Below are 21,941 nucleotides of genomic sequence, written 5' to 3'. Positions count from 1 at the left end.
CTCGACAGAGCCGCCCGTGGGCTGCTCGAACTACTTGCGCAGAAGCTTCCGCAGGAACACGAGGAACGCGGTTCCTGCCGCAGCGGCGACGGCCAGCGGCTGCCAGCGTTCGCTGAGCACGTCCGCCGCAGAGGTGGAGCCCTCCGCGCGCACGCCCTGCGTGCCGCCCTTGGAGGCGAACGTGCTCTTCACGGAGGCCTCGGTGGCCTTCACGGTGCGCGAGGTGCGGTTGACGAAGCCCTTGGTGGCGGCCTGCACGGAGTCCGCGCGGTTTTGGGCGTCGTCGCGCAGGCTTTTGAGGTGCTCGCGGCGCAGCTTCAGGCGGGAGCGCAACTGCTCCTCGGTGGGCTTGACCGGCTTGACGCGGTTCGGATCGTTCGCGGCCTCCTCCTTCTCGCGCTGCTTCTTCTGCTCGGCCTCGTTGATCTCGCGCTGGACGCGGCCCTCGTTGTACGCGGAGCCCTCCTTGAGGACGCCGAGGTCGTAGCGCAGCCCGAAGATCGTCTTCTCCGGCACGAGCGGCATGGCATTCTTGATCTTGGAGACACCGATCAGAGCCAGGACGGCGAGGACCACGATGAACACGACGGCGAGCAGCAGGGCCGCGAGCCACGCGGGCATCACGTGGGAGAGCCCGGCAATGGCCGCGCCGACCAAGGCGATCACCGCGAGACCCAGGAAGAGCAGGCCGACGACGACGAACGCAGCGCCCACACCCACCTTGATGCCCTTGTCCTTGAGCTCGAGGACGGCCAGCTGGGCCTCGTCCTTGAGCTGCTTGGGGAGCAGGCGCACGAAGACCTTGACGACGTCCGTGATGGGCGCCGCCCCCGGCCTCTTGGTGGTGCGGGTTCCTGTGGTGGGTGAGTGGCCGCTGTTGGGGCCCACTGCGTGGCTCATGCCGCCTCCGGTGAGTGCGTGGTGGTGGTGATGGAACGATCTGGTATCAAACTACCATCCGCCCGGGAGGCCTCCGGCCCCGCCGGAGCCCGACACACGGGCCCGTGCGGTCACCGCAAGCGGCCGTCCTCCATGGTCACGCACTCGTCCGCGAGCGGCACGAACTCGGTGTCGTGGGTGACCACGAGGGACGCGAGGGAGAACTCGTGGGTGAGGCTGGCGAGCAGCTCCATGATGCTGCGTGAGCGCTCCTGGTCCAGCGCGGCGGTGGGCTCGTCCACGAGCAGCAGCTGCGGGTCGTTCATGAGTGCCCGGGCGATGTTCACGCGCTGGCGCTGGCCTCCGGAGAGCTGGTGGGGGCGGCGGTCCCCGCAGTCCACCAGGCCCACCTGCTCGAGCAGTTCGTCGGCGCGCTTTCCGGCGGCCTTGAGCTCCTTGCCGCGGGCCCCGGCGATGTGGGCCGCGAGCACGAGCTGCTCGCGGGAGGTCAGGGCCGCCAGCAGGTTGGGCTGCTGGAAGACCATGCCGGTGTGGCCGCGGCGGATCCTCGCGAGCTCCTTCTCGGGCAGCTCCGTGAGGGACTCCCCCGCCACGGTGACGGTGCCGGAGGTCGGGCGGATCAGGGCCGCGGCCACGGCGAGCAGCGAGGACTTGCCGGAGCCCGAGGGCCCGATCAGCGCCGTCATCGTGCCGCGGTGCAGCGTGAGGTGCACGTGGTCCAGGGCGGTGACGGTGCGCGGCGTGCCGTCCGCGGCGGTGCCGTCCGGGTACTGGAGGCACACGTCGCGCACATCCAGCGCGGCGGCGTCGGCGTCCGCGTGGCGGGTGTCGGAGGGACCGCCGTGACGAGCGTCGAGCTCGTCGCCGGCGAGGTGCTCGGGCCGGTGGTCCTCGTGGTCCACGAACTCGGCGAGGCCGTGGGCATCAGCGCGGTGGCGGGGTTGGGTGTCGGAAGCGTGCATGGTCAGTTACCTCCCAGGGCAATCATCGGGTCGACGGTGGAGACGCGGCGCACCGCGAGCAGGGAGCCGAGCAGGCCCAGGACGAGCACGCCCAGCACGGGCAGCCCCACGCTGGCCAGGCTCAGCTGGAACGGCACGGCGGATCCCGCGAGCAGCCCGCCCAGCAGCCCGAGGGCACCGCCCACGAGCACGCCCAGGGTCAGGACCACGGCGGCCTGCACGATCGAGTCCCGCACCACGTAGCCGCGGTCGGCGCCCAGGGCGCGCAGCACCGCGATGTCACGGGTGCGCTGGATGGTCCAAACGGTCAGGAACGAGACCACGACCAGCGCGGAGATCCCGTACAGGAATCCCTGCATCATCAGCAGCGAACCGCGCTCGGACTCGTAGGCGGGCAGCGCCGCGAACGCCTCCTTGGTCTTCATGGCCACGGTGTCGGTGTCACCGGGCAGGTCCTGCGGGTACTCCTGCGTGGTCAGGGCCAGTGCGGTGGCCTGCTCGTCGCTCGTCGTGTGGGCCACGGCGGGGAAGTCGGCCATGCTCATCCACACCACCGGAACGTGGCTGTAGTACTCGTCCTCCACCACGCCGGCGGTCTTCAGGGCCTTGCCGCCCATGGAGACGGTGTCCCCCACGGAGACGTGCATGTCGTCGGCCAGGGTGCTGCTCAGCACCACCTGCCCCTCGTCCGGGTGGCTCTGCCCGGAGGACGCCTTCAGGTCCGGGGCGAGCTTCGAGCCCGGCTCCAGGGCGATGGCGGCGGCCGCGGTGGTGTCCGCGCGCGACGACGCGGTGCTCGAGTCCTGGGTCTCGGCGCCGCTGCGGGCGCTGGTCTGGGTGATCCCCAGGCGCTCCACGCTGTCCTTGCCCGCGCCGTCGCGCCACTTCTGCAGCTCGCCGTCCGTGATCTGCGACGTGGTGAACGAGGACGTGCCGGAGTCGCCGGGGGGCGCGCTGAGCACGAGCTGCTGGGCGTCCAGGCGCTCGAGCGCGGACGTGTTCTGGTGGCCGAGTCCGTTGGTCAGACCGGTCAGCAGGACCAGCAGCAGGGTGATGAGGGCGACGACCGTGGCGAGCAGCGCGAAGCGGCCCTTGGCGAAGGTGATGTCCCTCAGGGACAAGAACATGGGGTGACTCCCGTGACGAAGGTGCGGTGGACAACTGCATCCAGTCTCCGGCGCGGGCGCTGCGCGGGGATCGCCACCCCGGTTGAAGGTGGCTGCGCGTGCGGTTGAGCCGCGGATCAACCGATCGGTTGATGCCCGCCGGGGGCCCCGTGCGTACCATGACCACGGACTTCGGCTGCCCGCCCGGCACCCGTCGCCGTCCGCAGAGCGCCGTCGAGGGAGGCACACCGTGCGCCACGAGCTGTCCACCCCGGTGCTGCTGCGCACCATGAGGGTCACGCTGCACGTGAGCTTCGCCGGGCTGCTGGTGCTCGCGCTCGTCCGTGCACTGGTGCGCTGGCCCTCCGGTCACACGGCCCAGCTGGTCACGCTGCTGTCCGGTGCGCTGTCGCTCGCCACCTTCTACCTCGCGGGAACCATTGCGGAGAACCGCGTGGCGCGCGGCCGGGCGGACCGTGCCTCCATGCGCCTGGCACCGGCGTGGCTGCTCATCGTCACCCTGCTGTGGGCACTGCTCGCGCTGCAGAGCGCGGACTTCTCCTGGGTGGTCTTCCCCCTCTTCTTCCTCTACCCGGTGCTGCTGAGCCCCCCGGTGGCGCTGGCGTGCGTGACGCTGCTCGTGGGCGTGGTGGGAGTCACGCAGTACCTCCACGCGCCCAGCGGCTCCTTCACCGCGCCCATGGTGATCGGCCCGGCCATCGGTGCGGTGGTCGCGCTGCTCGTGAGCTACGGCTACCGCGCCCTCTACCGGGACGCCCAGCGCCACGTGCAGGTCATCCGTCAGCTCGAGTCCACGCGCGAGGAGCTCGCACGGCAGGAGCGCACGGCGGGCACCATGTCCGAGCGGGAGCGGCTGTCCCGGGAGATCCACGACACCCTCGCCCAGGGGCTCACGTCCATCGTGCTGGTCTCCCGCGCGGCCCAGCAGTCCCTGGCCGACGACCAGCGGGACATCACCGCCGCGCGGCTGGCCACGATCGAGGGCACCGCCGCCGCGAACCTCGCCGAGGCCCGCCGCTTCGTCAGGGACCTCGCCTCCCCCGCCCTGGACGAGTCCCTGCCCGCGGCGCTCTCGGAGGTCTGCCGCCGCACCGAGGAGGGCGCGCAGGCCACGGGCACCGGGCTCACGTGCGAGTTCTCGGTGCAGGGCGAGATCCCGGAGCTCACGGGCCCCCAGCGCACCCTGTTCATCCGCGCCGCGCAGTCCACCCTGGCGAACGTGACCTCCCACGCGCACGCCTCCCGGGTGGTCGTCACGCTCGCGGGGTGGGAGGACGCCGTCACGCTGGACGTCGTGGACGACGGCGTGGGCTTCGACCCCCGCGCGGCCGCCCGCCGGGCACGGGGCGACTCCTACGGCCTCTCCCACCTCCGACGCCGCGCCGAGGAGCTGGGCGCCGAGCTGACCGTGGAGTCCGAGCCGCGCGGCGGCACCGTGGTGAACGTGCGGCTGCCGCTCGCGGACACCGTCTCCGGCCCCCGTGTGGCCGACACTCCCGCAGCGGTGGGATCGGGGCAGTCGGCCCTTTCCGGGCAGCCGGTACCGCCGCCTGCAGTGCCGGAACCGCCCGCTGTGCCGGGGCACGACGGCGACGACGCCGCGCGGCCCGGCCACGCGGCGTCGTCGTCCCCCACATCCCCCCACCGCAACCCCGGAGACAGGAGCCCCTCATGACCACCCAGGTGCTGCTCGTGGACGACCACCCCGTGGTGCGCGCCGGGCTGCGCGCCGTGCTCGAGTCCCTCGGGGACATCACCGTGTGCGCGGAGGCGCAGGACGGGCTCGGGGCACTGGACGTGCTCGCGCGCCCCGGGCACGGGGTGGACGTGGTGGTCATGGACCTGCAGATGGGCCAGGGCATGGGCGGGCTGGAGGCCACACGGCGGATCGTCGCGGCGGGCGGACCGCCCGTGCTGATCCTCACCACGTACGACGCCCAGGCGGACGTCGTGGCCGCGCTCGAGGCCGGCGCGACCGGCTACCTGCTCAAGGACGCCCAGCCCGCGACCATCGGGCAGGCGGTGCACGACGCCGCGGCGGGGCGCCCGGTGCTCTCGCCGTCCGTGACCGCGCACCTGGTGAGCCGCGTCCGCGCGCCGGGGACCACCCTGAGCCCGCGCGAGATCGACATCCTCCGGGGACTCGCCACGGGTGCGTCCAACCGGGCACTGGCGAAGTCCCTGTTCATCTCCGAGGCCACCGTTAAGACGCACCTGGTGCACATCTACGACAAGCTCGGCGTGGACAACCGCACCGCGGCGGTCAGCCGCGCCCGGGAGGAGCACGTCATCTGAGGTCCGACCCCGGGTACCGACGGATCACCCGTCAGGCGGCGCCGTCACGCACGGAGAACGCGCGCCGAGGGCCGGGGCGGGTGGCGATGACCCGCGCGGGCGTTCCTACGCGCGCGGCGCGGGCCCTCCGCGCTCTCGGCCCGGCGTGGCAGGCGGCTGATTTCGCGTGCGCCCACGCGCACACCGCACGCGCTGCTCATCGCACGGATGCTCGCGACGACCTCCGCGGTGGCGGAGCCCAGGCCGCAGCCGGGTTGGATGGGACTGGTGATCCACAGCCGGTCGCCGGTGGGAATCCTGGGAGAGTTGTGGCCCCACTGGGCATACTGGCGACGCTGCGGCCCCCTCTGAACCGAGCGGGATCGCGGTGGGCCATGCACGTCCCGGTGCCGGTCCGCGGGTGCGGTTTGCGCCCTGTCACGACACGACCTTCCCGCGTCCTGCGCCGTCAGTGCGACCGCGCAGGGAGAACGCCACGTGTGCCGCGACGACGGCGGCGAGCACGGTGACGAGCGCCAGGCCCACCCCCGCGCCGGTCCAACCGCCCAGGGCACGTCCGGCCCCGGCGACGCTGGCCCCCATGCACACCCCCAGGCTCTGACCGGCACCGTTGAGGGCGAGCACCGTGCCGCGGTGGCCCTCCGAGCCCCGCACGAGCAGGGTCGTCACGGCGGCGGCCGTGACCGCGTGGGCGGCGCCGAGCGCCGCGGTGGCCGCGAGCGCCGTCGCCAACCGACTCGTGGCGAAGAGGACGAGAACGGCCGCGGCTCCCACCAGAACAGCGAACGCCGCGGTCCACGCGGTGTGGCGGGAGTGCGTGAGCGAGCGCAGGAGCCGACCGCCGAACCAGTTGCCCAGGAAGAACGTGATCCCCGAGAGCGCCCACACGAGCGAGAAGATCCCGGGGCCCACCTGAAAACGGTCGGAGTAGAGGACGGCCAGGTAGGCGAGCTGGCCCATGAACGCGGTGGTGCGCAGCACGGAGACGAGCATCATCCCGGGAACGCCGGGCAGACCGAGGGCCACCCGCAGCGCCCCCGCGTAGCCGATAGGGACCGCGTCCGGTGAGGGCGTGGAGAGAGGTCGTCAGTTCGCCCCGGGGCTGACCGAACCGACGACCTCGGTACCGGATGCTGTCGCCCTGGCCCGGCCCGGCCCGGGGGTTTCGGAACCGGGCCCGGAGAGCGCATGCTGCCCCGATCCGGTCCCCGGTGCGGCAGGCCCCCTGTGGCGCAGTCCGCCGTCGTCGCGCCGCCCCAGCAGGACCGCGACGGCCACCGCGAGCACCGCGGTGGCGGCGAGATCACCCCGCCAGCCCCACAGCAGCGCGGGACCCGCGAGCAGGGGCGCGGCGAGCACAGCGGTGAGCGTCATCGTGGCCGAGACCTGGGTGGCGGCACGCCCCGAGGTCGCCGGATCCCGGAACCGGTCCGCCGCCATGGCGGAGACCGCGGGGTTCAGCACCGTGGTCCCCGCCCCGACCAGCAGGCAGAACCCTGCCCAGGACCACACGGTGCCGAGCACGCCCAGCGCGCACGCGGCCCCGATCACCGCGAGCGCCGCGGCCGCCGCCGCCCGCCGGGACATCCTGTCCAGCAGCGGGGCGCAGCACAGCCCCACCGCCAGGGCGGCGACGCCACCGGTCCCCCGCAGCCACCCCATCAGCGCCGAGCTCGCTCCGCTGTCCCGGGTGATGTCGACCAGGAAGTTCGAGTACACCGTGAACGGCACGAGCCCCAGGGCGGCGGCGCCCAGCAGCGGCCAGATCCGCAGGGCGATCCCCCGGTCCGTGGGCCCGTAGCCCGGGCCTGCGCCGCTCACGCCGTCCGCCTCACCGCAGGTCCTTCGAGCGCAGGTAGTCGGCGAGCTTCTGCGCGCCGTCCATGTTGCGCGGGCCGGACACGGCCTCCCCGTAGTCCATGACGTAGATGTTGCCGTTCTTCACGGCGGGCGAGTCCTTCACCGGGGACTCGTTCTTGAGGTAGTCGAGCTTCTCCTGCACGGGCTGCTTGTTGTAGTCCACCACCACGATGGCCTGCGGGTCCTTGGTGACCACGGACTCCCAGCCCACGGTGTCCCAGCGGGCGTCGAGGTCCTTGCTCACGGAGGTGGCCCCCGCCAGCTCGATCATGTCGTTCAGGGCCGTGCGCCTGCCCGCCGTGTAGGGCTCGGAAGTTCCGGAGTCGTACACGAACACCTTCGCCGGGTCCTTCGGCCGGGGCTCGTCCTTCAGCTTCTGCCGCTTGGCCTCGAGGTCCGCCACGAGCTGCTGCGCCCGGTCCGCCACGCCGAAGATCGTCCCGAGGTCCGTGAGGTCCTGGTTCGTGGCGTCCAGCGGGCCCGGCTCGGAGGTGTCCCCCTGGTAGCCCTTGCACGTCTCGTTCTGCATGTAGGACTGGATGCCCACGTCCTGCAGCGAATCCGGCGTGACACCGCGGGCCTCGCTGAACCCGGCCTGCCACCCGGCGAACACCCAGTCCGCGCGGGCGCTGACCACGGCCTCCTGGCCCAGCACCGAGTCCGAGATGGTCTCCACCTTCCCGTAGTCCTCCTTGTAGGGGGACTTCTCGACCACGCTGCTCACCGTCTTGGGCAGCACGATCCCGCGCATCCTGTCGGAGAGCCCGAGGGCGAACATCTTCTCGATCGCCGAGACGTCGTACGCCACGGGCTTCTGCGGGGTCGGGTAGGTGCTCGTGCGCCCGCAGTTCTCGATGGTCTTCTCCGCGCCCGACGCCGCGTCCTTCTGGACCTGCGCGCCGCAGCCGGTCAGCAGCAGGCTCGCCACGAGCCCCACCGCCAGAGGCATGCCCCGCCGGGTCAGGGTGCGTCCCTGGCGGGACGAGCTGCGGTGGGCGACGGCGCCCGGGCCGTCCGCGCGGCGTCGTCGCCCGCGCGGGGCCTCGCTCGCACCGCCGCGATCTCGGGCGGGCTGGGAACCAGGGGGTGTCGTCATGAGGGGTCCTCTCGTTCGATGGGGAACAGCAGGTGGGGTGTCCCGGTGTCGGGACGGGTGATGAGGACCGGGCGCACGCCGTAGACGCGCTCCACAGTGTCCGGGTCCAGGGCTTCGTCGGCCGGGGCATCCGCCACGACTCGCCCGGCGTCGAGCACCACGATCCGGTCGCACATCGCGGCCGCGAGGTTGAGGTCGTGCAGGGCGGTGAGCACGGCGGGTCGGCACTCGGCGGACCCGCGCAGGGCCCGGACCAGGTCCGTCTGGTGGCGCAGGTCCAGGTGGTTGGTGGGCTCGTCCAGCAGCAGGTACGGGGTGCGCTGAGCCAGGGCGCGCGCGATGAGCACGCGCTGCCGCTCTCCCCCGGACAGCCCCAGCACGCTGCGGTGGGCCAGCTCCAGCACGCCGGCGCGGGCCATGGCGTCCCGCACGACGTCGTCCAGCTCCTCCGCGCGGTGGTGCGGGTTGGCCGCGGCGCCGAGCCGCACAACCTCGGCCACCAAGAAGTCCAGCTCCGAGCGCTCGTCCTGGGGCAGGGCCGCAATGCGCGCGGCGGAGTCCCGGAAGCGCATGCCGTCCAGGGGATCACCGTCGATGAGCACCGCCCCGCCGCGGGGTTTCAGGGCGCGGTAGAGGGCCTTCAGCACGGTGGACTTGCCGCAGCCGTTGGGGCCGACCAGCCCCACGACCGACCCCGGTGCCACCCGCAGGGAGAGTTCCGGGACCACAGTGCGCCCGGCGACGTCGAGCCGCAGCCCCCGCAGCTCCAGGCCGGTGCCGCTCTGCGTGCCGGTAAGGCTGGTCTGCGTGCTGTCTCCCGGCACCTCCGGGGACGTGGGCGCCTGGGGCGCCGGTGCGCCGTCGTCGGCCCTGCGCGGTGTCGAGACCGCCCGTCCTGCCACGGGCCCGTTCACCGGGAGCCCCCGAAGACGTAGCCCGCCCGACGCACGAGCACCACGAACACGGGCACGCCCACCAGCGCGGTGACCACGCCCAGGGGCAGCTCCCGCGGCGGGACGGCCACGCGGCTGACCAGGTCCACCCAGACCATGAACAGCGCCCCGGCCAGCGGCGCCACCACCGTGGCGCGCCGGTGCGCCGGGCCCAGCAGGATCCGCGTGGCGTGTGGGACCACGAGGCCGACGAAGCCGATGGTCCCCGCGACCGAGACGAGGGCGACGGTGCCCAGGACCGTGAGGACGAACAGCTGCACGCGCATCCGGTCCGGGTCCACGCCCAGGCTCGCCGCGGAGCCGTCGCCCATGGCCAGGGTGTCCAGGTCCCGCGAGCGCCAGCCGAGCCAGCCGAGGCACAGCGCGGTGGTCAGCGCGGGCAGCGGCAGCTGCTCCCACGTGGCCGCGCCCAGGGAGCCGAGCATCCAGAACATGACGGTGCGGGCGGCGTCGCCCTTGGCGTCGAAGAAGACGATCGCGGACATCAGCGCCTGGAACCCGAACGAGAGCACCACGCCGGTGAGGATCAGGCGCACGGGCGCCACCCCGCCCGGGCCCCGGGAGAGCGCGTACACCAGCACCGAGGCAAGCAGCGCGCCCAGGAACGCGGCGGCATTCAGCGCCAGTCCCCCGAGCGCGGAGAACAGCCCCCAGGAGACGACGGCGCTCGCGCCCACCGCCGCGCCCGAGGAGACGCCCAGGATGAACGGGTCCGCCAGGGGGTTGCGGACCATGGCCTGCGCGGCGAGGCCCAGGACGCTGAGCCCCGCCCCGACCACGGCGGCCAGCAGCACGCGCGGGGTGCGGATCTGGAGGACGACCGTGTAGTCGGTGAAGTCCGAGGCGGGGATCGTGCCACCAGTGAGGGCGGCCCAGAGGAAGCGGGCGGTGTCCGCCACGGGAATGGCGGCGGCGCCCCACGAGACGGCCACGGGGACGGAGAGCCCCAGGGCCAGCACCAGGGCGAGGACGAGCAACGCGTGGGCGCGCGGAGAGAAGCGAGACGGCGTAGGCATAGCACTCGAATGATAATCATTCTCATTTATGGAGACAAAACGACCCGCTGTGTGCCGTGACGAGGGCGGGGATTCCTGCGCCACGCCCCGTGACTCGAACCTCGCCCTGTGGGCGACGGCCGTCAGCAGATGTCGCCCCCCTGCGGTCAGGCGGGCAGGCCCTGTCAGCGAGAAGAAGCACCTTCCAGCGCAGGGAGCCCAGGCGATCAACTCGGCGGCGCGGCCACCCGGCGGCCCAGGCGATCAGCTCTGTGGTGCGGCGGCCCGGGCGATCAACTCCGCCGTGCGGTGGAGCTGGTCCAGCATCACGAAGTGCCCGCTGCGACGCAGCACCCGGCACGTCAGACGGGCCTCGTGGGAGAAACCGCGGGCCTGGCGCAGCACGTGGCGCACCCACAGCGAGAGCCCAGGGCGTGGGAGCCGACCGTTAGCGGCGACCACGACGACGGGCAGACCGCGGCTCAGGGGGCGACGGGCGCGCAACCGCTCCAGCTCGCCCATGCAGGCGGGATACCCCGCGAGCTCGCGCAGCGACGCGGCCAGTGTGCTCTGTGCGCCGGCCTCTGCACGCAGCCCGGGAATAGCCCGGGCCAGTCCGCGCCTGCCCGGGACCAGCACGGTGGACAGCCCGGGGCCGAGGGCGACCCACACAGCACCCACCGGGCGGGACAGGGCGATCGGCAGGGTGCGCTGCCGGAACCTGCGGGCGGCGCGGGCGGCGTCGTCGTGCCCGTGGGTGCCCTCGGCGTGGGGAACGGAGCCGTCGAGCAGAACCAGGCTGCGGATCCGCTCGGGGTGCCACCGCGCGGCGGCCTCGACCAGCGCGGCGCCGAACGAGTGGCCCACGGCCGTGACGGGTTCCGTGACACCGCACGCCCCGAGCGCCGCGAGCAGGTGCTCGGCCTCGCCCTCCAGCGTCGGCAGCACCGCAGACACCTCGTCCCCGGGGGCGTAGCCCGGGCGGTCCACGACGATCACGCGGTGCGTGCGCCGCAGCAGCGCGACCACGGGCGCCCAGTCCCACAGCACCGAGGCCACGCCGGAAGAGCACACGACCACGGGGCCGGAGCCGACGTCGAGGATCCGGGTCCGCGTGCCCAGCACGGTGTGCGTGGCTACGTGGGCGCGCAGGGCCTCCTCCAGGGGCGTGGTCATGCCGCCACCGGCCGCGGGTCCGCGCGCAGGCGCTCGACCACCGGAAGTCCCGCGGCGGCGACCAGCCACACCACGATCGTGACCATGGAGATGCGCTGAGTGATGCCCTCGGTGGGGATCCTGGTGAAGAGCGCGTCGATTCCGGACAGCGCGGTGGTCACGATCCCCGCCCAGCTGGCGATCCGCACCACGCGGTCCTCCCGCGTGCTGAGCACGAGCGAGGCGAGCATGGCCACCACGAACGCGATCCCCACGAGCGCGGAGGAACCGGTGTGCAGGTGGTGCTGGACCGGCAGCGTGCCTGCCGCCTCGGCCGCGGCGCACGCCGGGGAGACGGACGGCGCGCAGGTCATGGGGTTGATCGCGTCCACCACGGTGGCGGCCCCGGCGACGGCGAGCGCCCCCGCCCAGGTGCGCACGGCGGCACGGCCGCGGCGCAGGGTGCGGGCGGGAGCGTCGTCGTGCCCGGGGGCGATCCCACCGGGCAGGCCGCGCCACAGGGTCCGCACGCGCGCGTAGGACAGGACCGCGATCACCACGAGCAGCATCCCGGACAGCCCGTCCGCCGTGCGAAGCACGGACGCCGCCGGGCGGTCCGCCACGAAGTACTCGGAGGCGTAGGAGGTCCACGGGTGCAGCTGGGGGTCCAGCAGCGGGGAGACGAGCCACGCGAAGTAGACCACCGCCACCACCAGGCAGAGCCTGCGAGAAGCCAGAGTCACGTGTACCGGGTCACCAGCCTGGGTCGTCGTGGGGCTGCGGGTCTGCAGCAACGACTCACTGTACTAGGCGCCGGTGGGAGCTGGCCGGGCCGGTGGCGCACCCGGCCGTGCGCGCCAAGAGCACCGTGAATCTGAGGAGTAGACCTGCCCGCCCCGAGTGTCGATTTCCGGGCAGGTCTACACCTCAGATTCAGAGAGGCCGTAGCGAGGGCGGTGGCGCTGGCGCTGGCGGGAACACTGCACGTCGCTGTGGCGTCAGAGAGACAATGGCCTGTGTGCGTTACCCATGACCCCGCGAATCATGAGGCGAGGAGGAAATTCCCCTCCCGCTCCACCCGGTAGTGGACGACCGTTCCCGTGCCCGGCCCCGGCAGCGCTCGAACGAGTGGTTGATACCACTGACGTCTGGGCACGACTCGTCGCCTGTGGTCGGGGTGGTGAAAGTCCGCGGCCTCACCGCCTGGCTCAGGCCCGCACGGCCGGTGCCGCGGCGTCGTCGTCTTCCGTATGCAGCGCGCGTGGGGCGCTGTCGCGCATGTCCCGGAAGGTCTTGAAACTGGCCCACAGCACCGCCGTGAGGGGGACCGCCAGCAGCGCGCCGGCCACACCGCCCTCGTGCGCACCGATGGCCAGGGCGACGATGATCACGATGCCGTGCAGGCCCAGTGCGGTGCCCATGACCTTGGGCTGCAGGATGTGGTGCTCGATCTGGTTCACCAGGATGACCACGATCACCAGCACGATCGAGGCAAGGGGCCCGGCCGCCACCAGGGCCACCAGGGCAGCTGCCATCCCTGTGACCAGGGCGCCGACGATCGGGATGAAGGCACCCAGGAAGATCAGGGCTGCCAGGGGGAAGGCCAGCGGCACCTGCATGACGAGCATCGCGATCAGGTCGCACACCGCCGCGAAGGCCGCGATGACCACCGTGCCGCGGATGTACTTGCCCAGCACGTGCACGGAGGCGCGCCCTGCCTGGTTGGCACGCTCCCTCAGCCGCTCCGGCAGGAACCCCACCAGGAAGCCGGCCATGCGTTCTCCATCCAGGAGGAAGAAGAAGAGCATCACGATCATCAGCAGCGCGCCGGTGACGATCTCCGTGGCCACGGAGACACCGGACAGCGCACTGGACTCGGCGCCGCTGTTCTTGAGGAACTCGGTAGCCTGGGAGAGGTACTCGCTCAGGTGGGTGTCGTCCAGCGGAATGCCCCAGCCGGAGGGGATCTCCACCAGCTTGTTCACGCCCTCCTGCGTCTTCTGCGCGAGGTCGGACCACTCGGTGCGCACCGTCAGCGCGATGCCGAACAGCACACCGCCCAACGCCACCAGGATTCCCAGCAGGCCCGTGATCGCCGACCAGACGCGGTTGAAACCGGCCCGCCTGCGCAGGAACCGCATGATCGGGTACATGGCCGAGGCGATGATGAGGGCCAGGAGCAGCGGCAGCACCACGATCTTCAGCATTGCGGCCAGCCACACGCCCAGCCCGATCGCCACCGCCAGGATCAGCGTCTGCAGGGCGCGGATGGAAGAGCGGCCGTAGGAGTCGTGCCACATCTGCCGGGGCGTAGGAGCGGGGGCCGGCGCCTGTGGCGCTGAGGACTGCGGTTCTGGAATCTGCCGCACGGCGGTGGCGCCGCGCGCGGAGGCCGCGGCCTGTGGTGAAGAGGCGGGCTCGGACTCGGTCATCGAGGACATCCTTGGACAAGAGGGTCGGGGGCGGCGCGACGGCGCAGGATCCGTTGCATCTGACCGGAACCTCCCGCGGTTGCGCCCTCACACACTAGACCCGGGAGGGCGGGGGCACAGCACTGCCTTGTCGCTCCGTCAGGCTCGTCCAGCCCGGCGCCGCTGCATTAGGACACAGGGCGGGGAGCGGTTCAGCGCCGGCCCCACGGACGCTGAAGCTGACGACGGCGTGGGTCTCGTAGGCGCTCAGGAGGACGCAGATCGCGGCGCACCTCGACGTGAACCTTCTACAGCCAACACGGCCGACCTCGCGCCTACGATGAAGCCAAGGAGAGTGATGCCCATGACCGAGCAACGCGTGTTCTTCCACCATCTGAAGCCCTACGCGGTGCCCGATTCTCTGGCTGAGCTCCACGGCCCGGCCTCCGGGTTCGTGGAACTCCCCCATTCGCTGTACTGGGCTCCAGGCTCACGCCGTTTCAACCTCGACGAGGACCACGGTCTGAAGCGGGTCTACGTCTCCGCGCTGGCCGAGGGCACCCTGGCCGATGTCCAAGCCCTGGTCAACGCCAACCGGCTCGTCGAAATCTGGGACGACCTCATCCTGCCGACGCGGGTACGTGACCTGTGGGAAGACCGATTTCCGTCTCTCACCGCGAGGCCCCAGCATGCCTGAGCTCACCGCTTGGCAACGCCGCATCACCCGCGTCGCACTGGAGACGATTGGCCAGGACGGCTTCGCGCTAGCAGGTTCCGGTGCCATCCGAGAGCACGGTGTGACTGACAGACCCACTGAAGACGTCGACCTGTTCACCACTTCCATGGATTCCGCAGCATTCGACCGAGCCGTGGAACGCGTGGCCCTCGCATGGACCGACAACGACTTGGACGTCTCCCTGGTTCGGCAATCACCGCTGTACGCCCAGTTCTCACTGACGACCACCGACGGCTACCACGTTGACGTCGACATGGGCGTGGACTGGCGGGGACACGAACCAGCGCGGCTGGCCGTAGGCCCGGTGCTCTCCGTGCGCGACGCCATCGCTGCGAAGGTCGGCGCCGTGTACTCCCGTGCGGAAGCACGTGACTTCCTCGACCTGGATGCAATTCGCGCATTTGGGAAATTCACCGACGAAGAGCTCCTGTACATCGCCGCCGTACGCGACCCCGGCTTTGATCGCCAAATCTTCGCAGAACAGCTGCGCCGGGTAGACCTGCTGGCCTCTGATGACGTCGCCGCCTACGGTACGACCCCCTCGAGCTGGCGCGCCGTCCAGCAACGGTGCCGACAGTGGGCCCAAACCATTGCTACTCCTGCACAAGAGCAGACCGAATTGCGTCAACAGAAGATCGTGCAGGTGAAGCCGGATGAGCCGCGGAGCAGGCCCCCGCAGTAGAGCCTTATGCCCGGGGTGGCCCCGCACGCAGGTACGCATTCCTTAGGGAAGCCGGTTCCTGGTGGATAGCTCAGTTCCCCGGGGACAGGGCAAGACTTGTCCTTTCGGGACAGGGTGTGGCTCACGGGAATGAGTCCGACGAGACCTAAGACCGGCGTACGGGGTGACGACCCCGGGCTCGACGTCGCGGGAGAGATCCTCGTAGTCGTCCATCCCCATCAGTTCTCCCGTCGGCAGAACGATATTCACCGGCCGCATCAATCACGTCAAAGATCAGCACCCCTCGTGGGGCCGAATCTCCGCGATGAAATCCCACCAGCTGCCCGTCTGCGGATTCGGGTAGCCAGGGATCAAGGTCGCGTCTGCGTGGTCGTCACCGCCCGGAGCGGGAACCTGCACCTCAGAAGAGCGAACCACCTGGACAGCGTCTTCACGGGTAATTCCGTAGCGAGCAACCGAGGGGGCAACGTCAACGCTGTTGGGCAAATTCCTCCTCGCCTTGCCATTGTCGTAATCTTGCCTGGGCAAGCACCCTCGCTCCCCTCCCCCCTCCGAACGGATGCATCCCGATGAGCCACCCCACTTCTCCTGAAGCGTCTACCCCCTTCCCCGCAGCGCCGCAGAGCACCAGACCCATGAAAGGCTCCAAGAAGAAGCGAGTTATCAACTGGAGCATGGTGCGCTTCTCGTGGGCCGCACTCATGCTCCTTGGGTTCTTTATTTTTTCCATGCCCCTGGCCCCCAGCGGGGAGTCGGGTGACTGGTCACAAGGGGTGAGCTCGGCGGCCATGAATTACACCTTGCGGGAGGACAGCGCGCATGGCGCTCCCCAGCAGGCTGTGGTGAACGGCTGGTAAACCAACGACCTTCTGGCGGTGCAGACAAAGATCGCCGGTGACCAGAAAGAGCAGACGCAGCACATCACCCTGATGCTGTTCTTCCTGGGTCTCGGCGTTCTCGGCGACCGCGTCCTCCACTCCGCGGGGGCGATCCGCGATAAACGCGACGCCTAGCCTCGGGAGGGCGGACACACGCCACCGCTCCGTCACCCGGTCAAGCCCGCCTCGCCAAGCACCGAGGCAGAAGGACGCAAGGCGCATCGTCGAGCGGGGCAGCCCCCGGGACGAGAATCGGATGTGAAACCGACCCTTCGGTCGATCGTGCGGACCACGGCGGAACTCACGCGGTTCGATGCGGATACGGAAAAGGCCCCCTCCCCTTCCGGGGAGGAGGCCTCCGTGGTGGCTCCCCCGACTGGACTCGAACCAGTAACCCTTCGATTAACAGTCGAATGCTCTGCCAATTGAGCTACGGGGGAATGTGCACGTTGCCGCGCAACGAGACGATACTCTACCTCCCGGCGCGGGCATCCTCAACTTGCCGGGGCGCCCGGGCCCCAGAGGGCAGCACCGCGCCCCGGTCGCCGCCGTGCGGGAGAGCCTCACACCCCCATGAGGCTGCGGCGCTGCAGCTCCAGCTCCAGCAGCTCGCGGTTGAGCTGCTGGTAGAGGTCCGGCTCGCGCTGGGCGTTGAGCCGGTTGAGGTGCGCGAGCTTGTCCGACTTCTCCCGGTTGATGTGCATCTCCACGAGTGAGGTGAGCACCCCCACCGCGTAGTTGCGCATCTGCTGCTCCGTGGCCGCGGGTAGAGGCGTGACGGACAGCTGCGCCAGGTAGCCGTGCAGCTGCTCGGGCAGGTGGTTGCGGACGGCTTCCAGCCAGACCCGCCCGCCCTGGAGCTGCTCGCCGATCTCCGCGCGGGCGGTGACGACGGCGTCGTGCATGACCTGGTGCACGCGGTACGTCATGCCCGCGGACTCGAAGTGCCCCCAGTAGGTGGTGGGCACCAGGTCCGGGACCTGCAGCACCACTTCCAGGGCCTCGCGCTCCATGCGGGACACCGGCTCCCGGGGATCGGGCAGCTCCACGGGCCGCGGGCCCTGCTCCTCGTCGTCCCCGGATCCAGGTGCGCCGTCGCCCTGCCGTAAACGACCGTCCTGCGAGGGGCCAGCCAGGCGGGCGGGTTCCTGGACCCGCTGCCCGGAGCGGGCGCCGTCGGGCCCGGGAGCACTGCGCTGCGCCGACGCCGACGCCGCGGCCACCGCCCGCATCACCTCGTCCGTCTCGATGCCGAGCCAGCCCGAGAGCTCCCGCGCGTAGGCGGGGCGGAGGGAGGGGTCGCGGATCTGCGCGACGATGGGCGCGCACGCGCGCATGGCACGCAGCCGCCCCTCGAGACTGTTGACGTCGTACTCCTTGATGGTGGCCCGCAGCGCGAACTCGAACAGCGGGGTGCGGGTGTCCACGAGGTCGCGGACGGCCACGTCCCCGCGCGCCAGGCGCAGGTCGCACGGGTCCATGCCGTTCGGCTCCACGGCCACGTAGGTCTGAGCGACGAAGCGCTGGTCCTCCTGGAAGGCGCGCAGCGCGGCCTTCTGTCCGGCGGCGTCGCCGTCGAACGTGAAGACCACCTCGCCGCCCGCGGAGTCGTCCGAGAGGAAGCGGCGCACGATCTTGATGTGCTCCGTCCCGAACGCCGTGCCGCACGTGGCCACCGCCGTGGTGACCCCGGCCAGGTGGCAGGCCATGACGTCCGTGTAGCCCTCCACCACGACCACCTGCTTGGACTTGGCGATGGGCCGCTTGGCCAAGTCGATCCCGTAGAGCACCTGCGACTTCTTGTAGAGCTGCGTCTCGGGGGTGTTGAGGTACTTGGGGCCCTGGTCGTCGTCGTAGAGCTTGCGCGCGCCGAAGCCGATGACCTCCCCCGCCACCGCACGGATCGGCCAGATCAGCCGGCCGCGGAAGCGGTCGTAGAGCCCGCGGTTGCCCTCCGAGAACATGCCGGTGAGCTTCAGCTCCTGGTCCGTGAACCCGTGGTTGCGCAGGTGCTGCAACAGGTGGGACCAGCCCTGCGGCGCGTAGCCCACGCCGTACGTGCGGGCGGCCTCCTGGTCGAAGCCCCGCTCCCCCAGGAACTTCTGGGCCGCGGCGGCCTGGCGTGTGTAGAGGTTGCGCTGGAAGAACTCGGCGGCCACCTTGTGGGCGTCCAGCAGGCGCTGCCGGCGGCCCACCTCCTCGCGGTTGGGTGCCCCACCCTGCTCGTAGTGCAGCTCGTAGCCGATGCGCGCGGCGAGCCGCTCCACGGTCTCCGTGAACGGGGTGTGGTCCATTTCCATGAGGAACGCGATCACGTCCCCGGACTCGTCGCAGCCGAAGCAGTGGTACGTCCCCATCTGCGGGCGGACGTGGAAGGACGGCGAGCGCTCGTCGTGGAACGGGCACAGCCCCTTGTACGATCCGATGCCCGCGGGCTTCAGCGTCACGTACTGCTCGACGACCTCGCGGATGTCCGTGCGCGCCCGTACCTCGTCGATGTCTTCGCGCTTGATCAGTCCGGCCACTGGGCCAGTTTAGGCAACCCGTCAAACCGACCGGGCCCCGTGCCCGCGGCATGTGGAGACTGCCCCGCACGGCGCGCCAGGGCCGCGGTTCGAGCGTCGGTTCCGGTGAGCACGACGACGCCGCGCAGCCGGGCCTGCGCCCCCCGCCCTCACCAGAGCGGCTTGTCCCCCGTGCGCCAGTTGGTGCCGCGGATACGGTCGTGCAGCGCCACGGCGGAGTGGTCCGTGAGGCACGCGATCTGGTCCACCACGAGCCGCAGCTGAGCGGCCTCCGCCCCGGGGCCGTCGCTCAGTGCGCGCCAGTCCGCCGCGAAGTCGGGCGCGAGGAACCGCCCGTCCGTCTCCATGAGGGCCTCCACCAGGATGGTGAGGATCTCGTGCTGGTTGTCGTAGAGGGGCATGGCGTCCCGCACGGTCATCACGAACGCGGTGGCGATCCCCTTGAGCACGGCGATCTCCAGCTCCGTCTCCCACGGCACCACGAGGGAAGCGCGGTAGCGGGTCAGCGGCTCGTCCCCCGCGACCTCCCGCGTGGCCTCCACCGCGGACATCGCGAAGCGCCCGATCAGCTGGCTCGTCATGTTCTTCAGTCGTGCGAGGTCCCCGCGGGTGCCGTCCATGCGCGGCACCCAGGCGGAGGTGGCCTCCAACCGGGTGAGGGCGGCGTCGAGCTCGGACTCCGTGGCGGTGGGGACGTACCAGCTGCGCGCGCACTCGATCACGCGGGCCCGCTGGCCGGTGTCCGCGAGCGCCTCCAGCTGCAGGGCGTGGGCGGCCACGGCGTCCTCGACGTCGTGCACGCTGTAGGAGATGTCGTCCGCGAGGTCCATGACCTGGGCCTCCAGGCACTTGCGGCCTTCCACGGCACCCTCGCGGAACCACTCGAACACGGGGAGGTCGTCCTCGTACGCGCCGAACTTCCGGTTGGGCCGTCCGTCCGGACGCGGCGGGGCGTCCGCGGCGGACCACGGGTACTTGCACGTGGCGTCCAGCGTGGCGCGCGTGAGGTTCAGCCCCGCGGGCTCGCCGGAGGGCGTCATGATCTTGGGCTCCAGGCGCACGAGCAGCCGCAGGGTCTGCGCGTTGCCCTCGAAACCGCCGATCCCGCTGGCCAGCTGGGCCAGCACCGTCTCGCCGTTGTGCCCGAAGGGCGGGTGCCCGAGGTCGTGGGACAGGCACGCGGCGTCGACGACGTCCGGGTCGCAGCCCAGCGCCTTGCCCAGTTCGCGCCCGATCTGCGCGACCTCCAGGGAGTGGGTCAGCCGGTTGCGCACGAAGTCGTCGCTCTGCGGGGAGACCACCTGCGTCTTCGCGGCGAGCCGGCGCAGCGCGGAGCTGTGCAGCACGCGGGCGCGGTCCCGCTCGAAGTGGCTGCGGTGACGGTTGTGGTGGTCCTCGGTGACGAAGCGCTCGACGTCCGAGGGCTCGTAGCCGGGGGCCAGGATGCCCAGACGGTCCGGTGTGTGCACGGCGCTCAGCCTCCCGAGACGTCGAGCTCGGCGGCCGCGAGACCCAGCCGTTCGGCGTCGCCCAGGATACGGGAGTCGAGCCAGCCGTCCGGCAGGTGCGGCCTCTTGGGCGAACCGGCGCGGCCACGGGGCCCCTCGACGTCGGCCCCCGGGTAGGGCGCGTCCAGGTCCAGCTGGTCGAGCAGCTCGCGCAGCGCGGCCAGTGACGGCACCTGGGCCATCTTCGCCCGCAGCTCCCCGCCCACGGGGTAGCCCTTGAAGTACCAGGACACGTGCTTGCGGATCTCGCGGCAGCCCTTGGCCTCGTCCCCGAACTCCTCGGTGAGCAGCTCCGCGTGGCGGTAGACGGTGTCCGCGACCTTGCGCACGCCCGGCCGGAAGCGGCGCGGGCTGCCCTCGAATGCGGCCTGCAGGTCGCCGAACAGCCACGGCCGTCCCTGGCACCCGCGGCCCACGACGACACCGTCCACCCCCGTGTGCTCGACCATCCGCACCGCGTCCTCCGCGGAGAAGATGTCCCCGTTTCCCAGCACGGGAATGTCCGGGAGCGCCTCGCGCAGCCGGGCGATGGCGTCCCAGTTCGCGGTGCCCGAGTAGTGCTGCTCGAGCGTGCGCCCGTGCAGGGCGACGGCGGCCACGCCCTCGTCGCGGGCCATGCGCCCGGCGTCCAGGTAGGTCTGGTGCTCGTCGTCGATGCCGATGCGCATCTTCACGGTCACCGGGATGTCCCCGGCCTCGCGCACCGCGGTGCTCACGATCGCGCGGAACAGGTCCGTCTTCCACGGCAGGGCGGAGCCGCCGCCGCGCTTGGTGACCTTGGGCACGGGGCATCCGAAGTTGAGGTCGATGTGGTCCGCGCGGTCCTCCTGCGCGACCATCCGCACGGCCCTGCCCACGTTCACGGCGTCCACCCCGTAGATCTGGATGGAGCGCGGGGTCTCGTCCGGGTCGTGGTGGATGATCCGCAGGGACTCCGGCCGGCGCTCCACCAGCGCTCGGGCGGTGACCATCTCGGTCACGTACAGGCCCCCGCCGTACTCGCGGCACAGTTTCCGGAAGGACTTGTTGGTCACCCCGGCCATGGGGGCGAGCACCACGGGGACGTCCACGGTCAGAGGTCCCAGGTGCAGCGGCTTCAGGTTCAGCACGGCCGGTTCGCGGTCCGTGGTCTCAGTGGTCTCGGTGCTCATCGCCCGCCATTGTCTCACTCCCGGGTGCGGCCCCGATCTGCTCGATGCGCACCGCGAGCTTGAATGCCCGGATCTGCTCGTCCCGGCGGCCCAGCGTCTTGCACACCCGCCCGAGCTCCCGAAGGCACGCGACCCACTCCCCGGTGTGGGCCTCCGGGTCCGGCAGCGACGAGTACAGCGTGGAGGCGTTCGTGAGCGCGTGCGCGGCCTCGGGCCAGGCCATGTCCGCCTCGGCCAGGTGCGCGAGGCCCTGCCAGCACAGGATCTGCCCGGCCACGTCCCGGCGCCGCTCGCAGCCGGCGAGCACGGCCTCGTAGTGCTCCACCGCCAGCCGACGCCGCCCCGCCGCCTGCGCCGCCGTGGCCAGGTGGGAGGTCCAGCGCAGGTCCTCGCGCGTCACGAACACCGGGCCGTCCGCCTCCCCGGCGGGCCGCGCGGGATCCACCCCCGCGGCGTCGGCACCCTCCTGGAACACGCGGTACGCATCCCACGGGCGCCCCTGCGCGAGCAGCACGTCCCCGAGCTCCTCCAGGCAGCGCACCCGCCCGCCAACGGTCCGCGCGCTGCGCGGCGCACGGCGGTACTGCACCGCGCCGATCCGGTAGTGGTGCTCGGCGGCGGCCACGTTCCCGGCGTCGCGCTCCAGATCCCCCAACGACAACGCCGCTCCCCCCGCCGCCCACCACGCGTCCCACAGGCTCGCCGTC

The 21,941-nt window shown here is 71.4% G+C and carries 21 protein-coding genes and 1 tRNA gene; 5 read left to right on the top strand and 17 right to left on the bottom strand.

What is annotated here, in order from left to right:
• Nucleotides 1-30: 30 nt before the first annotated feature.
• The 3 genes from D8M39_RS10420 to D8M39_RS10410 form a co-directional block, all read right to left on the bottom strand.
• On the bottom strand, nucleotides 31-900 hold the full coding sequence (locus tag D8M39_RS10420; RefSeq protein WP_055083996.1) for a phage holin family protein: 870 nt from the start codon (nucleotides 898-900) through the stop codon (nucleotides 31-33).
• 110 nt (nucleotides 901-1,010) lie between these two features.
• The gene (locus tag D8M39_RS10415) at nucleotides 1,011-1,862 is read right to left on the bottom strand and encodes an ABC transporter ATP-binding protein (protein WP_094393635.1); all 852 of its coding nucleotides are present in this window, start codon (nucleotides 1,860-1,862) and stop codon (nucleotides 1,011-1,013) included.
• 2 nt (nucleotides 1,863-1,864) lie between these two features.
• Nucleotides 1,865-2,989 carry an ABC transporter permease gene (locus D8M39_RS10410; protein ID WP_094393634.1) on the bottom strand — a complete coding sequence of 375 codons (1,125 nt, stop codon included), beginning with the start codon at nucleotides 2,987-2,989 and terminating at the stop codon, nucleotides 1,865-1,867.
• 229 nt (nucleotides 2,990-3,218) lie between these two features.
• On the opposite strand from D8M39_RS10410, the gene D8M39_RS10405 reads away from it, so the two are divergent.
• Both D8M39_RS10405 and D8M39_RS10400 read left to right on the top strand, forming a co-directional pair.
• Nucleotides 3,219-4,664 carry a sensor histidine kinase gene (locus D8M39_RS10405; protein ID WP_126874974.1) on the top strand — a complete coding sequence of 482 codons (1,446 nt, stop codon included), beginning with the start codon at nucleotides 3,219-3,221 and terminating at the stop codon, nucleotides 4,662-4,664.
• Complete coding sequence (locus D8M39_RS10400) at nucleotides 4,661-5,284, top strand: response regulator transcription factor (protein ID WP_126874973.1); 624 nt, start codon at nucleotides 4,661-4,663, stop codon at nucleotides 5,282-5,284. The genes D8M39_RS10405 and D8M39_RS10400 overlap by 4 nt, the downstream gene beginning before the upstream one ends.
• Nucleotides 5,285-5,328: 44 nt before the next feature.
• Here D8M39_RS10400 and D8M39_RS13255 read toward each other — a convergent pair whose 3' ends face one another.
• From D8M39_RS13255 to D8M39_RS10355, 9 genes are all read right to left on the bottom strand, one after another.
• A complete protein-coding gene (locus tag D8M39_RS13255) occupies nucleotides 5,329-5,664 on the bottom strand; it encodes a hypothetical protein (protein ID WP_161971395.1) in 336 nt (111 codons plus the stop codon).
• Nucleotides 5,665-5,701: 37 nt separating this feature from the next.
• A complete protein-coding gene (locus D8M39_RS10390) occupies nucleotides 5,702-6,310 on the bottom strand; it encodes an MFS transporter (protein WP_126874972.1) in 609 nt (202 codons plus the stop codon).
• 60 nt (nucleotides 6,311-6,370) lie between these two features.
• The gene (locus tag D8M39_RS10385) at nucleotides 6,371-7,105 is read right to left on the bottom strand and encodes an MFS transporter (RefSeq protein ID WP_202975719.1); all 735 of its coding nucleotides are present in this window, start codon (nucleotides 7,103-7,105) and stop codon (nucleotides 6,371-6,373) included.
• Between the two features lie 10 nt (nucleotides 7,106-7,115).
• Entirely contained in the window at nucleotides 7,116-8,240 is a 1,125-nt protein-coding gene (locus D8M39_RS10380) for an ABC transporter substrate-binding protein (protein ID WP_238694051.1), read from the bottom strand.
• Nucleotides 8,237-9,142 carry an ABC transporter ATP-binding protein gene (locus D8M39_RS10375; RefSeq protein WP_238694050.1) on the bottom strand — a complete coding sequence of 302 codons (906 nt, stop codon included), beginning with the start codon at nucleotides 9,140-9,142 and terminating at the stop codon, nucleotides 8,237-8,239. The genes D8M39_RS10380 and D8M39_RS10375 overlap by 4 nt, the downstream gene beginning before the upstream one ends.
• Nucleotides 9,143-9,150: 8 nt before the next feature.
• Nucleotides 9,151-10,209, bottom strand: a complete 1,059-nt coding sequence (locus D8M39_RS10370; protein WP_126874971.1) for an iron ABC transporter permease — start codon at nucleotides 10,207-10,209, stop codon at nucleotides 9,151-9,153.
• Between the two features lie 243 nt (nucleotides 10,210-10,452).
• Entirely contained in the window at nucleotides 10,453-11,364 is a 912-nt protein-coding gene (locus D8M39_RS10365; RefSeq protein ID WP_055083226.1) for an alpha/beta fold hydrolase, read from the bottom strand.
• Nucleotides 11,361-12,086 carry a DUF998 domain-containing protein gene (locus tag D8M39_RS10360; RefSeq protein ID WP_055083224.1) on the bottom strand — a complete coding sequence of 242 codons (726 nt, stop codon included), beginning with the start codon at nucleotides 12,084-12,086 and terminating at the stop codon, nucleotides 11,361-11,363. Before D8M39_RS10360 ends, D8M39_RS10365 begins: the two co-directional genes overlap by 4 nt.
• Before the next feature lie 465 nt (nucleotides 12,087-12,551).
• Nucleotides 12,552-13,775: an AI-2E family transporter gene (locus D8M39_RS10355; protein ID WP_161971394.1), complete on the bottom strand. Its 1,224-nt coding sequence runs from the start codon at nucleotides 13,773-13,775 to the stop codon at nucleotides 12,552-12,554.
• Nucleotides 13,776-14,118: 343 nt separating this feature from the next.
• Here D8M39_RS10355 and D8M39_RS12635 point away from each other — a divergent pair, with 343 nt between their 5' ends.
• The 3 genes from D8M39_RS12635 to D8M39_RS12585 all read left to right on the top strand — a co-directional run bounded on the left by D8M39_RS12635 (nucleotide 14,119) and on the right by D8M39_RS12585 (nucleotide 16,185).
• On the top strand, nucleotides 14,119-14,451 hold the full coding sequence (locus D8M39_RS12635; RefSeq protein WP_161971393.1) for a transcriptional regulator: 333 nt from the start codon (nucleotides 14,119-14,121) through the stop codon (nucleotides 14,449-14,451).
• Nucleotides 14,444-15,172, top strand: a complete 729-nt coding sequence (locus D8M39_RS10350; protein WP_161971392.1) for a nucleotidyl transferase AbiEii/AbiGii toxin family protein — start codon at nucleotides 14,444-14,446, stop codon at nucleotides 15,170-15,172. The genes D8M39_RS12635 and D8M39_RS10350 overlap by 8 nt, the downstream gene beginning before the upstream one ends.
• Nucleotides 15,173-16,047: 875 nt before the next feature.
• A complete protein-coding gene (locus tag D8M39_RS12585; protein ID WP_153245905.1) occupies nucleotides 16,048-16,185 on the top strand; it encodes a hypothetical protein in 138 nt (45 codons plus the stop codon).
• Nucleotides 16,186-16,414: 229 nt separating this feature from the next.
• Here D8M39_RS12585 and D8M39_RS10340 read toward each other — a convergent pair.
• The 5 genes from D8M39_RS10340 to D8M39_RS10320 form a co-directional block, all read right to left on the bottom strand.
• Nucleotides 16,415-16,490, bottom strand: a tRNA-Asn gene (locus D8M39_RS10340).
• Nucleotides 16,491-16,613: 123 nt separating this feature from the next.
• Nucleotides 16,614-18,575: a DNA primase gene (dnaG, locus tag D8M39_RS10335; RefSeq protein WP_126874967.1), complete on the bottom strand. Its 1,962-nt coding sequence runs from the start codon at nucleotides 18,573-18,575 to the stop codon at nucleotides 16,614-16,616.
• Nucleotides 18,576-18,724: 149 nt separating this feature from the next.
• Nucleotides 18,725-20,044, bottom strand: a complete 1,320-nt coding sequence (locus D8M39_RS10330; RefSeq protein ID WP_055083212.1) for a deoxyguanosinetriphosphate triphosphohydrolase — start codon at nucleotides 20,042-20,044, stop codon at nucleotides 18,725-18,727.
• Between the two features lie 5 nt (nucleotides 20,045-20,049).
• A complete protein-coding gene (dusB, locus tag D8M39_RS10325; protein ID WP_055083210.1) occupies nucleotides 20,050-21,234 on the bottom strand; it encodes a tRNA dihydrouridine synthase DusB in 1,185 nt (394 codons plus the stop codon).
• Nucleotides 21,215-21,941, bottom strand: a 727-nt coding sequence (locus tag D8M39_RS10320; protein WP_126874966.1) for a hypothetical protein, incomplete at its 5' end; no start/stop codon positions are given. The genes D8M39_RS10320 and dusB, both read right to left, overlap by 20 nt.

Origin of the sequence: Kocuria sp. HSID17590 (assembly GCF_003989485.1) — a bacterium.
GTDB classification, from domain to species: Bacteria; Actinomycetota; Actinomycetes; order Actinomycetales; family Micrococcaceae; genus Kocuria; species Kocuria salsicia.
The sequence above is the reverse complement of the archived record's forward strand: the minus strand, read 5'-3'. Positions and strand labels throughout refer to the sequence as shown.